Annotated in this window: 13 protein-coding genes; 4 read left to right on the top strand and 9 right to left on the bottom strand. The window is 20.5% G+C overall.

Features of this window, described 5'->3' with window-relative positions:
• Positions 1–36: 36 nt before the first annotated feature.
• The 5 genes from T523_RS02450 to T523_RS02470 all read right to left on the bottom strand — a co-directional run bounded on the left by T523_RS02450 (position 37) and on the right by T523_RS02470 (position 5,283).
• Positions 37–462, bottom strand: a complete 426-nt coding sequence (locus tag T523_RS02450; RefSeq protein ID WP_232229020.1) for a universal stress protein — start codon at positions 460–462, stop codon at positions 37–39.
• A 523-nt stretch (positions 463–985) separates the two neighbouring features.
• Entirely contained in the window at positions 986–1,996 is a 1,011-nt protein-coding gene (gene amrS / locus T523_RS02455) for an AmmeMemoRadiSam system radical SAM enzyme (protein WP_042707360.1), read from the bottom strand.
• Positions 1,997–2,073: 77 nt separating this feature from the next.
• On the bottom strand, positions 2,074–3,150 hold the full coding sequence (gene thiL, locus T523_RS02460; RefSeq protein ID WP_042707335.1) for a thiamine-phosphate kinase: 1,077 nt from the start codon (positions 3,148–3,150) through the stop codon (positions 2,074–2,076).
• 426 nt (positions 3,151–3,576) lie between these two features.
• Positions 3,577–3,975 carry a Zn-ribbon domain-containing OB-fold protein gene (locus tag T523_RS02465; RefSeq protein ID WP_042707336.1) on the bottom strand — a complete coding sequence of 133 codons (399 nt, stop codon included), beginning with the start codon at positions 3,973–3,975 and terminating at the stop codon, positions 3,577–3,579.
• 162 nt (positions 3,976–4,137) lie between these two features.
• Positions 4,138–5,283 carry a glycosyltransferase family 2 protein gene (locus T523_RS02470; protein ID WP_042707337.1) on the bottom strand — a complete coding sequence of 382 codons (1,146 nt, stop codon included), beginning with the start codon at positions 5,281–5,283 and terminating at the stop codon, positions 4,138–4,140.
• 357 nt (positions 5,284–5,640) lie between these two features.
• Between T523_RS02470 and T523_RS02475 the strand changes: the two genes are divergently transcribed.
• Together T523_RS02475 and T523_RS02480 are read left to right on the top strand one after the other, a co-directional pair.
• On the top strand, positions 5,641–6,963 hold the full coding sequence (locus tag T523_RS02475) for a UDP-glucose dehydrogenase family protein (protein ID WP_042707338.1): 1,323 nt from the start codon (positions 5,641–5,643) through the stop codon (positions 6,961–6,963).
• Between the two features lie 16 nt (positions 6,964–6,979).
• Positions 6,980–8,848, top strand: a complete 1,869-nt coding sequence (locus tag T523_RS02480) for a glycosyltransferase (protein WP_052334609.1) — start codon at positions 6,980–6,982, stop codon at positions 8,846–8,848.
• Positions 8,849–9,050: 202 nt separating this feature from the next.
• Here the strand turns inward: T523_RS02480 and T523_RS02485 are convergent, their stop codons facing one another.
• Entirely contained in the window at positions 9,051–10,202 is a 1,152-nt protein-coding gene (locus T523_RS02485; RefSeq protein ID WP_042707339.1) for a Cdc6/Cdc18 family protein, read from the bottom strand.
• 770 nt (positions 10,203–10,972) lie between these two features.
• Complete coding sequence (locus T523_RS02490; RefSeq protein ID WP_042707340.1) at positions 10,973–11,437, bottom strand: DUF2299 domain-containing protein; 465 nt, start codon at positions 11,435–11,437, stop codon at positions 10,973–10,975.
• 185 nt (positions 11,438–11,622) lie between these two features.
• Between T523_RS02490 and T523_RS02495 the strand changes: the two genes are divergently transcribed.
• Together T523_RS02495 and T523_RS02500 are read left to right on the top strand one after the other, a co-directional pair.
• Positions 11,623–12,720 carry a cobalamin biosynthesis protein gene (locus T523_RS02495; RefSeq protein ID WP_232229021.1) on the top strand — a complete coding sequence of 366 codons (1,098 nt, stop codon included), beginning with the start codon at positions 11,623–11,625 and terminating at the stop codon, positions 12,718–12,720.
• A gap of 475 nt (positions 12,721–13,195) precedes the next feature.
• Complete coding sequence (locus T523_RS02500) at positions 13,196–14,209, top strand: cobalt-precorrin 5A hydrolase (RefSeq protein WP_042707341.1); 1,014 nt, start codon at positions 13,196–13,198, stop codon at positions 14,207–14,209.
• A 265-nt stretch (positions 14,210–14,474) separates the two neighbouring features.
• On the opposite strand, the gene T523_RS02505 is transcribed toward T523_RS02500, so the two are convergent.
• Positions 14,475–14,732, bottom strand: a complete 258-nt coding sequence (locus T523_RS02505; RefSeq protein ID WP_042707342.1) for a UPF0147 family protein — start codon at positions 14,730–14,732, stop codon at positions 14,475–14,477.
• Positions 14,733–15,050: 318 nt separating this feature from the next.
• Complete coding sequence (locus tag T523_RS02510) at positions 15,051–15,635, bottom strand: class II aldolase/adducin family protein (RefSeq protein WP_042707343.1); 585 nt, start codon at positions 15,633–15,635, stop codon at positions 15,051–15,053.
• Positions 15,636–15,823: the final 188 nt, after the last annotated feature.

Consider the following 15,823-nt stretch of genomic DNA (forward strand, 5'->3'; position numbering starts at 1 on the left):
TTTTATAAATAGTGTAGTAAAATTACTACACTAAATTTAATTTTCTACTAATAAAACATCAACATTAGAAGTTTTTAATACTTTAGTAGCAACACTACCAATTAAGAATTTTTGTATTCCTGTTTCACCTGCACTTGCAATAACAATTAAATCTGCATCAACTTTATCTGCAATTTTAACTATTTCATCAGCAGGATTTCCACTAGAAACTTTAACTGAAACATTAACTGATGAATCAATTTTACTAGCAAAAGCATTTGCTTTTTCAGTAGCTTCTTCTTTTAATGATTTATTGATACCATTTAAATCGACTTGTCTTTGTAAACTATGAGCTTTTACTTTTACTGCAACACTCACAATTACTAATTCACCATTTGGTTCTAATAAATTAATTGCTTTTTCAATTTCTCTTTCTGAATTTTTAGAACCATCAGTTGGTACAATAATTTTTTTATACATCATTAATCTTCTCCTATAGTTTTTAAGATATAGCAATTCCTTATATAAACTACATTATTTAAATAACTTTCTATTAAATATATACAAAATACTTAAAAAAGATATAAAAATTATATAGAATAATAAAAATATTAAAAATAATTTAAATTATAATATCAACTTATAATAAACCAATATATTAAAAATTGAATCTATTAAAGATTTTATTTAAAAAAAGGACTCTATTTAAAATCTATTTTTTAAATAATATAAATAGTTTAAATTTAAAAAGTTTTTTAAAAAAATAGCAAACTTAACCGGTTTTAAAGAATTTAAAGAATTAAAAAATTAAAGTATCTGTTGAAAACTATTATTTATAAAAATTTAAACTTAGTTAATACTTGAAAATCAATATAAGAAAGTTTATTTTTAAAAATTTTGAGGAATTAAACAAAACCAATTAAAATAAAATTTAAACTAATTTTGAAATTTATATTAAAAATTAAGCTTAAATAATCATATTTCGAAAAATTAAATTAAATGATACTTATTCTAGTATAAAATTAAGACTACAATTACAATTAGAACATTTTCCATTAATAATTTTACCTAAATCTGAAGTAAAATATCCATTTCTCTTTATTAAAATTTCACCACATTCTGGACAATAAGTATTTTGATTTGATGAAATATTTCCAAGATAAACATATTTTAATCCCATATTTTTAGCAATATCATATCCTCTCATCATTCTAAATTCTTTTGTAGGATTTATATCCATCATTTTAAAGTATGGAAAAGATCTTGAAAAATGTAGTGGAATATCAGTTGATAATTGATTAACAATGAAATTAACTAATTTTTCTATATCCTCTTTAGAATCATTTAAATTATCTATAAGTAAGTTTGTTATTTCAAGATGTGAATTACTTTTATTAATAGTTTTAAGATTTTCAAGAACTCCATCAATATTAGCATTACATATCTTTTTATATAATGTGTTTTCAATGAATTTTAAATCAATATTAAAAGCATCTATATAAGGTAGTATATAATCAAGTGCCTCAGGACTCATATAACCATTACTTATAAAAACATTTTTAATATTATTTTCATGAGCAATAGAAGCAATATCATGAACATACTCTAAACTCACAGTAGGTTCATTATAAGTATAAGCAATTGACTTACAATTATGATTAATTGCATTTTTAACAATGTCTTCTGGTGATATTTCAATAGCTATACTTTTATTATATGATTCTTGTGAAATCATATAGTTTTGACATGCTAAACAAGACATATTACATGAAAAGCCACCAATAGAGTATGCTAAACTTGATGGTAAAAAATGATAAAGAGGCTTTTTCTCAATAGGATCAATATTTAATGATGATAAAATTCCATAATTATTAAAATATAATACACTATTAATATTTTCACGTAAATTACATAATCCTTTATGATTTTTAGGTATAATACATCTATGATTACATATATTACATTGAACATTATTATTATTATCTAATTTATTATATAATATTGATTCTACCCTCATAAAAACACCTAATAAATAAAATTTATATCTTATTAAGATAATAAGTTCTAAAAATACATAATTATTTAAAATCACGATTAATTACTACTAAAATGATCATAACCTTTACTTGAAATAGTTTTAACATCCCCATTTTTGAGGACCATTTCAACTGTATTATTATCTGTTATTTCACCTATAATATAAAAGTTTAATTTATCTTTCAAATTAGATACTTGTGATTTATCAACTGTAAATAAAATCTCAAAATCCTCACCTACATGAAATAGTAAGTCATATAAATTTAGACCTAAGTTATTTATACAATCAATATAATCCTTATTTACTGGAAGCATATTTTCATATATTTTAATTCCTTTATTATAATTATTAATATCTAAGTATTTAGAATAAATTTTATCAGAACTTAAAATAGACTCAAATTCACTTGCAAGGCCATCAGTAATATCTGTTGCAACTTTTATACCATTATTAAGAAGTATTTTACCTTCATTTATTCTTGCTTCTGGTTTTAATGCTTTAAAAATAGCTAATTCAGAAATATCCATAGCTTTATCAATTTCTGTAATATTTAATGAATTAACTTTATCTATTTTTTTATTAATATTATAATTTCCTAATAATAAATCAAATCCAAGAGATGCAAGGCCAATTTTACCAGTTAAACAAACTAAATCCCCAGTTTTAAATCCATACTTCACCATAGGTTCTTTAAAACTAGTTCCAAAAGCAGTTCCACTCATTATAATCTCATCATAATGATTTGTATCTCCACCTATAAGAGGTACTTTATAATATTTACATGCAGCTAGTACTCCATCAATAATAGAATCAAAATCATCAATATTTAAATCTTTTGGAATAGCTATATTAAGAAGAAAACCAATAGGTTCTGCACCCATTGATGCTAAATCACTAATATTTACAGTTACAGCTTTAAAACCCATGTCAAAATAAGTCATTGAATCTGGAAAATGTGAAGATTGAATAAGCATATCACTTGTACTAATTAAATAACTTCCATTAAATTTTCTAACTGAACAGTCATCCCCAATATTATTTATAAAATCAGTACTTTCATTGATAGCAGAAGATTTTTCAATGATTCTTTTAATTAAAGCTTTTTCACCATAATTAGAAATTTCTTTATCCATAAAAAAAGATATGTTTTTAAATTTAATAAATCTTTATAAAATAAACTTTTTAAAATCATTCTAATTTTTATAATAAATTTCACTTTGTTGAAATCCTCAAAACTTTTAAAATAAACTTTTCCTAAAGTTGTTTTTCAAGTATTAACTAAGTTTAAATTTTTATAAAAAAATTGATTTAAACAGAGCCTAAACTTCTTTAAATTCAATTTTCAATTATTAAATACTTTTAAATTATTAAAAAACTAGATTCCAATATCAAAATAATATTTTCTTAAAAATCGTAAGTAATAAAATAAAATATTTAATTTAATGAAGTTAAAAACTTAAAAATCTATGATTTTTATATTAAAAATAATTTAAAATATAATCTAAAATAAGTATAATTTCTTAAAATTTTAAAATAAAAAAATAGTAGTAGCTAAATATCTATTTAACTACTTTAAATTTATAACCATAGGAAATAACCCCATCAGCACCGTCTTCACTAATTTTCCTAAAGACCATTTCAACAGGATCTCCAATGTTTATATTATCAATATCAGTATCAACAATTTGTGCAGTTAATTTTGCTCCTTCTTCTAATTCAATAATAGCTACTGCATAAGGTGCTTCTATTTTAAAATCAGAAGATGGTGATCTTACTATAGAATAAGTATATATTTTTCCTTTTCCACTGAATTTAATATCTTCTATATTACCTTTTCTTCTGCAATCAGGACAAATGACTCTAGGTGGGAAGAAAACTCTACCACAATTAGTACATTTTGAACCAATTAAATTATATCTTTGTTGAATATGACGCCATACTCTAACTGTACCAGTCATAAGATACCTCCATAATAAATAAAATAATATTATTATAATATTTATTTTTTAAAATATAAAAAAGTATTTTTTTAATAATATATTAAAGTATATTTAAAACTTATTTTATTTAAAAATTTAAATCAATTCTTTAAATTAAAATTTAATATTTTTCTAAAGAATTTACAAATTATGAATTAAATTTTTTAAAAATCTTTTAAAACTTCTTAATGGTTTAGTAATCCTCCAACTAGAAGAGTTTAAAAGTTCATTATATGATTTTTCTAAATTATTCTTATCTTTAATTAATTTTTTATTTTCATTTTTTAACTGATTTAACTCAAATATTTTCATATTTAACATGAATTCTTCACAATTAGAAGATTTTATAACATTTATAAATATATTTTTATTTTTATAATTTAAATCGTTTAAAAAACTATCATATATATTATTATCAAGCATAGAAGTAAAATCTTTCTTCATTTCATTAAAAAATAAAGATTTATATTTTTTTACTATCAATGAAAATCTAAAATATATTGAATTAATTTTTCTATTAAATAAAATATTTTTATACTCTTCAAAATGATTATAATCTATGAATTTTTGAATTACTAAATTATTAATTTTTATAGTGTCAATCAAATGTTTATTAGATACATTTCCTGTAGAAGAATTAGAATGTCTTCTTCTTATATAAAGATACTCATCATATAAAGATATTCGTTTAGCATTAAATATTACATCCCCAAAAAAGACATTATCTTCAAAAATAAGATTTTCAGGAAATTTAATATCTAAATTTCTTAAGAAATCACCATTATATAATTTGTTTACTGGAGAAACAGGAATTCTAAAAATTAAACTTCCCAAATCATTATAATTAAAAACTTTATTTTTAAAAGATTTAATATCTTGCATTTCATAGCCTTTTTCACTATATTCTTCTCCAGTTTCTTCATTATATGTAAATAATTTAAAAATTAAAAAATCTAATGATTTTTTACTAGAAATATTATATGTATCTTCTAATTCATTAGGTTTTAAAACATCATCAGAATCAATAAAACAAATATATTCTCCTTTTGCATGCTTTAAACCTAAATTTCTAGCAGAACCTTGACCTTTATTTTTCTGAGAAAAGATAGTTACTCTTTTATCTATCTTAGCAAAGTACTCTAAAATTTTTAGAGAATTATCTGTAGATCCATCATTAATACAAATTATTTCAATATCTTTTAAAGTTTGATTAATAACACTATTTAAACATTCCTTTAAGTAAATTTCAGTATTATAAATAGGTACTATCACCGAAACTTTAACCATTATATCCAACCTATATTTTAATTATATATAACTAATTCTCAAATTTTTTTTAAAATAAAAAAATTTACATCAATTTTATTGTGTTAAAACAATATTTTTTTATAGACATTAAAAAAATATTAAATAAATAGCAGAAATTTAATATAAATTTATCATATATATTTTAATTATTATCAAATAATATTTAAATATTGATTTTTAATACATTAATTTATACAATTTAATTATATATATATAAAATAAATACTTTAAAATTAAAATGTATTCCCAATATTTTTATGGAAATATTAAATAAATTATGTATATATAATTAAACAATAAGTTATAGAGAATAATAAATAAAATGGAGAATAATAAATGAATATAACTGTAATTGGTACTGGTTATGTTGGTCTTGTTACTGGTGCTTGTTTTTCTAATATGGGAAATAAAGTATACTGCGTAGATGTTGTTAAAGAAAAAATAAAAAGACTTAAAAATAATATATTACCAATTTACGAACCTCACTTAAGTACTATTGTAAAAGATAATCAAGAAAAAGGAGATTTAATATTTACAACAAACCTAAAAAAAGCATTAAACAATACAAATATAATATTTATTGCTGTTGGTACTCCTATGTCTAAAGATGGTAGTGCTAATTTAGACTATATATTCCAAGCTGCAGAAAATATTGCAGATAATATTATACATGATTCGTTAGTTGTTATTAAATCAACTGTACCTGTAGGAACAGGATTTAAAGTTAAAGAACTTATTGAAAATAGATTAAAAGAAAATAAAAAAGATATTAAAATTGATATTGCATCTAATCCTGAATTTCTAAAAGAAGGTACTGCAGTTGAAGATTGTCTACATCCAGATAGAGTAGTTTTAGGTGCAGAAAAACCAGAAGTATTTGAAAAATTAAAAGAATTATATTCTTCATTTGTATTTAATCATGATCGTTTTATTTTAATGGATATCAAAAGTTCAGAAATGACTAAATATGTTGCAAATGCAATGCTTGCAACTAAAATTTCATTTATGAATGAAATTGCTAATATTTGTGAAGTTGTTGGTGCTGATGTAAAAAACATTCGTTTAGGTATTGGTAGTGACAAACGTATTGGTTATGATTTTATTTATGCTGGTTGTGGATATGGTGGAAGTTGTTTCCCAAAAGATGTTCAAGCTTTAATTAATACTGCAGAATCTAATGGTTATCATCCAAGAATTTTATCTGATGTTGAAGAAGTTAACAAATCTCAAAAAAGAGTATTAATAAATAAAATTACTAAACATTTTGGTAATGATTTATCTGGACTTAAGTTTAGTATATGGGGTCTTGCATTTAAACCTGGAACTGATGATGTAAGAGAAGCAACATCTATTGTTGTAGCACGTGAAATCATTGATAAAGGTGGAAAAATTAAAGTATATGATCCTAAAGCAACAGAAGAATTTAAAAATGCAATTGGTAGTAAATATCTTGATTCTATAGAATTTTTTAATAATAAATATGATGTTTTAAATGATTCAGACTCTTTAATTTTAATAACAGAATGGAAAGAATTTAGAAATCCTGATTTTAATGAAATTTACAATAGATTAAATAAAAAAATAATATTTGATGGAAGAAATATCTATAATAAAAAATTAAGTAAATATGGATTTACCTTATACCAAATTGGATGTTAATTTTTGGTGAATTTCTATGAAAGAAAAAATTACTAATAAAATATTATCCCAAAGTAATCAATTCAATTATTATAAAAAATTATCAGAAGAATTAAAACAAAAAATAAATAAAGAAAATGAAAAATATAAAAAAATAACAGAAGAATTAAAACAAAAAAACGAAGAATGTAATGAATATAAAAATTTAATAAGTGAATTAAATAATAAAAATGAAAAATATAAAAAAATAACAGAAGAATTAAAACAAAAAAACAATGAAATAAAATGGAAATTAAATAGAAATTCTCTATATCATGATTTTGATGGAATGTTAGCAAGATCTTATTATAATCCAATAATAGAAAGTCCTTTTACAAAAATTGATAAAGATTGTTTTTCATTTATGGATACTATAGCCAGTCATTTAAGATCCAATTTAAATAATATTGACGAACCACTAGTTTCAGTTATAATGCCAGTATATAATAGAATTGGTATTGTTAAACATGCAATTGACTCTGTTTTAAAACAAAGCTATAAAAATTTTGAATTGATTATTATAGATGATGGAAGCACAGATGGTACAGTTGAATTAGTAGAATCTATAATTAGTAAGGACAATAGGATTAAATTTATAGAACATGAAGAAAATAAAGGTGTTTGTAAATCACGTAATGATGGATTAAAAATAGCTAAAGGAAATTATATATTTTACCTTGACTCAGATAATACTTGGAAAAAAGAATATCTAAAAACTATGGTAGGAGCATATCTTGAATTACCAGATGCAAAAGCATTATATTCTGGACAGTACATTGCAGACAATTATTTTTCTCCAATTAAAAGAGTAAGATATGGATCATTTAACAAATCACTTTTATATAATCATAATTACATTGATTTAAACTGCTTTACACACAAAAAAGAAATCTATAAAAAAATCGGTGGATTTAGAGAAGAATTAAAAAGATTAAATGACTATGATTATATATTAAAAATAATTGATAACAATTTTAAAATATACTCCATTCCAGTTATTCTTTCAAATTATTACTTGAAAAATTCACATAATAGAATAAGTGACAATATTGAATATGATTTAAATAAGCTTTACAAACCTCATGAAAAGTATATTATAAATACTGATAATAAACATTTAAAAATAGATTATACAGATAATTTTAAAGAAGATATTAGTAAAATAAGTGATGATGTAAATATTGTTATTTTTGTAGGTAATGAAATAAGAAATATAGAAGATTGTCTTGAACCAGTATTAAATTATAATAATTTTGAAAAACTTCATATTGCAGTATTATATAGTGGAAATAATGATGAAATTATAGAATACTTAAACTTATTAGAAAATAAAAATTTAATTAAATTTTTTAATAAAGATATAAAATATGATGATTTATCTGGAATAAATAAAGTAATTGATTCATTTAAAAATAATAAAGATATTATATTTCTTAAAAATGATGCTATACTTACTAAGGGAGTTATTGAATCATTAGAAGAATATTCAAATAAACTTGAAGATTCTGGGATTTTAGTAACAAGAAAAATAGCATTAAAAGGAAATAAACAATATAGAGTTCATGTTCCTTATTTAGATATAAGAAGAAATTGTGATATAATTGTATCAAATCACTTTAAAAATAATATTAATATGCCCTTATTCTATGATGGAGAATATTTAGAATTAAATTTTGCACAATTTTTCTGTATTTACATGAAAAGAGAAGTATATGACAATTCTATTAAAATAAATTCTGAATTAAATTCAATTAACTCTAGAAGTTTTTATAATTATGTTAAACATATTTTAAATAAAAAAATTTATCTTATTTCTAAAGCTATTGTATTTAACAAAGACAGTAGAATATTAAAAGGAAATATTTAATTAATATATAATTTTATTAATTTAATAAGTAATTTTAAAAAAAATAAATTAAATATGATAAAATATTTAAAAAAAATGTTGAAATCCTCAAACTTTTAAATAAACTTTCTCTTAAAATTCTTTTTCAAGTATTAATTAAGTAAATTTTTATAAAAAAAGATTTCAACAGGTAAATAATAAAAAATATTTAATTATAGAGAATTTAAATTGAATACAATGTTTTTTCAAGTAAATTTGCATCACATTGAAGTGTTATAATATTAGTTCTACCTTTTCCTCTACCACGAGAAATAGTATTTGTTGAAATAATACCCAACATTTCAAGTTCACCAATAAAATCAAATATTCTTCTATAAGTTACTGAATCTCCTTTTGAAATCTCTTTATATGTTTCATATAATTTTCCAGATGAAATTTCTTCTTTTTCTTGTGTTAATTTTAAAATAGCTTCAAGAACTCTTTGTTGTTGTGTAGGTAATGTTAAAATAACATCAGTAACCTTATTATGTTCAATTCTATTTTTAGCAGCAATTACATAATCACCAATAACTTCATTAGATTCATTCTCATCTGCAATTTCACCAGCTGTTCTAAGTAAATCAAGAGCGTATCTTGCATCACCTTCTTCTTTTGCAGCCATTGCAGAACATAAAGGTATTACATCTTCTTTAAGTACATCATCTTTAAAAGATAATTTTGACCTTTCTCTTAAAATATCAGCTAATTGATCTGCACGATATGGTGGAAATACAACTTCTTTATCTCTTAAACTACTCATTGCTCTTGGTTTAATAAATTTTTTAAAGTCAAGATAATTACTAATTGATAAAATACTTACATTATCAGTTCTTGTTAAAGTATATAATAAACCATCCCCATCTTTCTCAAGAAGAATATCAATTTCATCTAAAATAATAATAAGAATTAAATGTTGGCCACCAACTGGTTGCTTTATAATATTACGAAATGTATTAATAATTTCTCCTTTAGTCCAGCCACGATAAGGAACATCTCTACCTAAACATCTACATAAATGAGCAATAACCTGATATTCAGTAGTATAATCTGTACATCTAACATATTCTACTTGAATATAAACACCTTTATTATTAGCAGCTTCAATTAATTGTTCTTGAGCAAATTTTGCTGCTGCTGTTTTACCTGTACCTGTTTTACCATATATTGTTAAATCAGATGGAGTTACATTATCTAATGCTTCAATCCAATGTTTAGCAATTAATTTAATTTGCTCATCTCTGTGAGGTAAATTATCAGGTAAAAAACGATGATCTAATGATTCTTTATTTTTAAAAACAGAGTCATCTGGCTTTAAATCATCAAAAATATTTCCCATATAAAAACCACCTATAATTTTTTTAAAAAATGCCTTAAAAAATATTTAAATTAATATATAGAATATATATTAGTTTAAAAATTAAAAATGAAATTATAAAATTAAAAAAATATTATAATATTAAAAAAATTTGAATTATACATATAATTAGACATATATTTCAAGTGTAAAATATAAGATAAGATAGTAGTATAAGTTCAAGTGTATTATTATATTAAATTATATTTTTATAAACTTTTCTATGAAAAAACTTATAGAGTGTGAGAGGTGAATTTCAAGTATAAAGATATTATAAAAATGAATTTTTTCAAGAGATACATTTCAAGTGTAACTTTTTTTAAAAATTTTAAAATTTTTTTGAAAATTAAAATAAAGAAGTGTGAGGTAAAAAAATTATATATTTTTTACAGTTGAAATATACCTCTTCAGTTCTAAAATATATCTGAAATACTTACAGTTGAAATATATCTCTCACTCTCTATAAAATATAAAAATAAATAATATTTTATAAAAATAATATATAAATAAATAGCTTAAAAATTAGTTTTTAGTAATATAATATATTATAATATAATATAAATAATTATATTATTAAATAAATTATAATATAATAAAAATTAGATAAATCAATGAATAATTTTAATTATTATACTTTTTAGTCTATTAAAATTAATTTTTTATAAAATTTTAAACTTAGTTAAACTTTAAACTTAATTTTAAGAAAGTATATTCTAAAAATTTAAAGAAATTTAACATTTTTTAAAAAAATATCATAATTGATCTACATTTATTGTTTTTTGTCCAAATGTTTTTTCAAGTAACCATAAACATTGAAGTTTAGCTTTATATATTCTTTTAAATGTATGTATAAGTTCATTTTTACTTAATCCATCTTCAAATATCTCTTCAGTTATAAGAAATTTCTCAAGTTGACTATTAGGATGTTCTAATTCAAAATCAACTAAAAATTGATTTAAGTTAAATCTAATTGCCCAAATAAAATTTTCATTAACTTGTATAGGTGCTTTTTTTATTAAATTTTTTTGTTCTTCAGCTATTTCTGTTGCACATCCAATAAGAATCATATCCTCTTTTCCTTTTGGTGAAATTAAATCCATCATATGATCTTGTGGATAATTTATAATAAAATGAAAATTTGCACTTTCATCTTGAATTTCTTGTTTTAATAAACCTTCTTCATTTAACCAATTTAATATTATTTGTTTATCTATCATTTTATCTACTTTTTAATTTATTATAATAATAATTTAGTTTTATATTAATTCTATATTTTTTATTTATTAATATAAATATTATATTAATTTTAATTTAATTTAATCTAATATAATATTTTTTAAAAAATTCTTTAAATTTTAAACAATATTTATATATTGATATTTAACAAAAATAAAACATAATGATGCCGAATATTTTATTAAATAATTTCAGAGTATGTATATTCTTATTATTTGCAGTTTTTATAATAGCATTATTTACTGATATTATAATTGGAGAACTTCCAAATAATTTACATGCTGTTGTTTTAATTGGTAAATTAATAAATTTCTTTAAAAATTTATTTATAAATTTAAATACTTATTTCTCAGGATTATTATTAACTATATTTGTTATAGGTATATTTCTTATAATTAGTGAAATTGGATATAATATTTTTATACATTTACCAATAATATTATTTGTATTTATATTAGGTTTATTCTTCTCTTCAGCATTTTCTATTAAATTATTATTAAATAGTGCTGAAAATATCCGTATTAAACTAGAAAATAATGAATTTGAACAAGCAAGAAATGAGGTTTCATATTTAGTAAGTAGACCTACACAAGGTTTATCAGAAAGTTATATTATATCTGCAACAATTGAATCATTAACTGAAAATGTAACTGACTCAGTAATAAGTCCATTATTTTATTATTTTATTTTCGGTTTTCTTATTATTATAATAAATTATTATCATCATTTATTTAATAATTCATTTCTAGTAAATAATGTAAGTTTATTTTTATTTAATAGTGGAGGAATTCCTGCAAATAATTTAACTTTCCATTTAATATTTGTTTGTATAATGATTGCATTTATTTATAGAATTATAAATACTGAAGATGCAATGGTTGGATATAAAACAGAAGAATTAAGAAAAATTGGATTTTTCCCAGCAATATTTGATGATATTTTAAATTTTATTCCTGCAAGAATTGCTGGTATACTAATGGTTATTGCAAGTAGAATCATAGGAATGGATTATAAAAATGCAATATATATCTTAAGAAGAGATGCAAGAAAATGTGAAAGTCCAAATTCTGGTTATACTATGGCAACTTGTGCAGGAGCACTTGGTATTCAACTTATTAAAAAAGATAATTATATCCTTGGAGATCCATTAAAATTAATAGATTCATTTGATATAAGAAGGGCTTATAATTTATCTAGATGGACAATATTCTTATTTATTTTAATTCAATTTATTATTCTATTTATAATACTTCTTGTATTATAAGCCTTATATTTTTTATTTTTAATTTATCTATTAAAATAAATTTTTTTAGATAAATTATATATCTTAGAATTAAAATCATTTCTTTAAATCCTTTTTTTAAAAATTTCATAAATTTAAATATCAATTTAAAACACTTTTTATTATTAAAAATTTATTTTTAAGTTTTTTTAATTTTATCTGTTAAAATCAATTTTTTATAAAAATTTAAAATTAGTTAAACTTGAAAATCAATTTTAAGAAAGTATATTCTAGAAATTTTGAAAAATTTAATAAAATATAATTTTATTTAAATATAATCTATAAATTTATACTAATTTTTAAATATTTTAATATATCATTATCTATTTTTTTCTAAAAATTTAATTATATTAAAATAAATATTATTAAACATAAATATTATTGAAAATTTAATATATTTTTAATTTTCTTTAAATTTTATTTTTTTATGTTTATAATTTTTGTTTAGATGGTTATTATGAAAATTGCAATTTTATCAATTACAGAACCTGCAAAAACCCTTGCACTTGAAATTCAAGAAAAATTATTAAAAAATCCAACAGTAATTAAATGCGATATTTTTCATAAAAATGTAAAAAAGAATATGGATTTTGCATTTAATAATTATGATGGTATAATTGCAATTATGGCAACTGGTATTATAATTAGAATGATTGCACCACTTATCCAAAGTAAAGATAAAGATCCTGCTGTTTTAGGAATTGATGAAAAAGGAAATTATGTTGTAAGTCTACTTTCTGGCCATCTTGGTGGTGGAAATCAATTATGTTCTAAAATTGCTAAATTAATTAATTCTAATCCTGTAATATCAACATCAACTGATGTTAATTTTAAATATGGTATAGATTCTATTGCTTATAGAAATTTTTATAAAATAGATGATGTTAAAAAAATTTTACCATTTAATAAAGCAATTCTTGATAATATTCCACTTCAAATTTCATCTGATAAAGATTTAAGTTTTCTTACAAAATATTTTTCAAATAGTACATTTAATAAGCTTCCTGATAAAAAATTAAGTGATTTATCTAATGTTAACTTTAAATTTTCTAAAGATGATAATGAATATTCAATAAATTTATCTGAAAAAAAATTAGTTGTTGGTATTGGTTCAAGACGTGGTAAAACAAAAAATAATATACTTATTGCAATTGAGGAAGCAATTAATAATTTAAATATACCTATTAATAGAATTAATAGTATTGCTACAATTTCAATTAAAAAAGACGAACCTGGTATTATTCAAGCTTGCACAGAATTAAACAAAAAACTTGAAATTATTGATATAGATGAAGTACGTAATTTTCATAATGAAGATTGTTCTAAATCTGAATTTGTATATAATAAATTTGGTATAGATGGAGTTTGTGAACAATGTGCAATGATATCTGCTGGCCCTAATTGTAAACTAATACATAAAAAAATAGCAATTGATGGAGTTACTGTTGCAGTAGCTATTTCTAATAATTAATCTTTATTAAAATTAAACTAAGATAATTATTTTTTGAATTAATTTTACTTAAAATAAGTTATTAAGTTTTCTTAGATTATATTTTTATAAAAAATTTACACTTGAAATACTTGTCTGTAAATTTTTACACTTGAAATATATCTCTTTATTTAATAAGATTTTGAATTTCAATTATCATGTTTATATGATAATATAATAATTGAATTTTATAAAATAAGTTAAAAAATATATTTTAATAAATAAAATAAATAAAAAAAGATTTAATTTAATTAAATTTAATTGCTTCTAATTTACTTAAGATTTCCCAGATTAAAGTTCTAGCATTTACTGGAATATTTGGATCATTACTAATATCATCTAATATTACAATAACAGAACTTGCTCTAACTGTTTCATCTTCTTCTTCATTATTTAAAATATCATTGGATTCTTCAGCTGCTCTTCTAATGTTTCGTGGTACAGTATTGTTTTCCATAATATATTTTAAAATTTCAGATACTTCATCAAATGTTGGGTTTGACATATTATCACTCCTAAATATTAATCTAAAAAATTTAAATTAAAAAAACTATATTTATTTATGTTAAATTTTATTATTAAATTTATTGGTATTTATTTAATTAATAATAAACTTATCTATTTTCACGGTTTTTTAAAAAAAGTTTCTAATCATCTTAATTTTAAATTAAATTTTTTATACTTGAAATTATCTTATTTTAAATAATATAATGTTTTTAATAATTTAATTTCTAAAAAATTTTAATAAAAAAATATTTTATTAAATATTTTATCTTATTTTAGTAAAAACTTTTATTAATTAATAAAATAATTTATTAAAATTTTAAATTGATTTAAGCATTTCACTTATAAATTGTGTTTTAGCAGAGTCTTCAATAAATTCAGCAAGTGATTCTGCTTCAAATAGATTTTCACCAGTTGCAATAATACCATGATGTTTTAATAATATTACATCTCTTTTTTTATTTTCACCAAAAACTTTACCTGCAGTTTCAGCTAATTTTTTAGTACCTGGTTTTATGTATTCAATTTCATCAATATATGGAATTTCAATAGATCCAAAACCTTCATATCTTTTAATTTTTTTATCAGAATGAGCAAAACCTGTTGCAAAAGGAGAATGTGTATGAACAATACTTTTTATATCATCACGTGATTTATAAATAGCACAGTGCATATAAACTTCAGAAGATGGTTTGTTTTCATTTATAGGATTACCTTCAATATCTACTATTGAAATTTCTTCTGGATTTAAATTTCCTAATGATTTTAAAGTAGGTGTAATAGCAATATATTCCTTATTATCTTTAGTAAATTTAGTACTTATATTTCCTGCTTTACCAGAAACTAAACCTCTTTCAAATAACATCTTAGAATATTTTACAATTTCTTTTTTTATTTTTTCCATTTTTTTCAAATCCCCATTTATTTTTAATATAAGTTTTATATTTTATTTAATAAATAATATAGTATTATTATTGTTTTTATATTTATTGTATATAAAATTCTAATTTTTATTAATAATTTATATATAAAATCATAAAAATAATATAAAGACGTATATATTTTTATATATTAAAATCTTAAAATAATTTT

This window comes from Methanobrevibacter wolinii SH (assembly GCF_000621965.1).
Classification (GTDB): domain Archaea; phylum Methanobacteriota; class Methanobacteria; order Methanobacteriales; family Methanobacteriaceae; genus Methanarmilla; species Methanarmilla wolinii.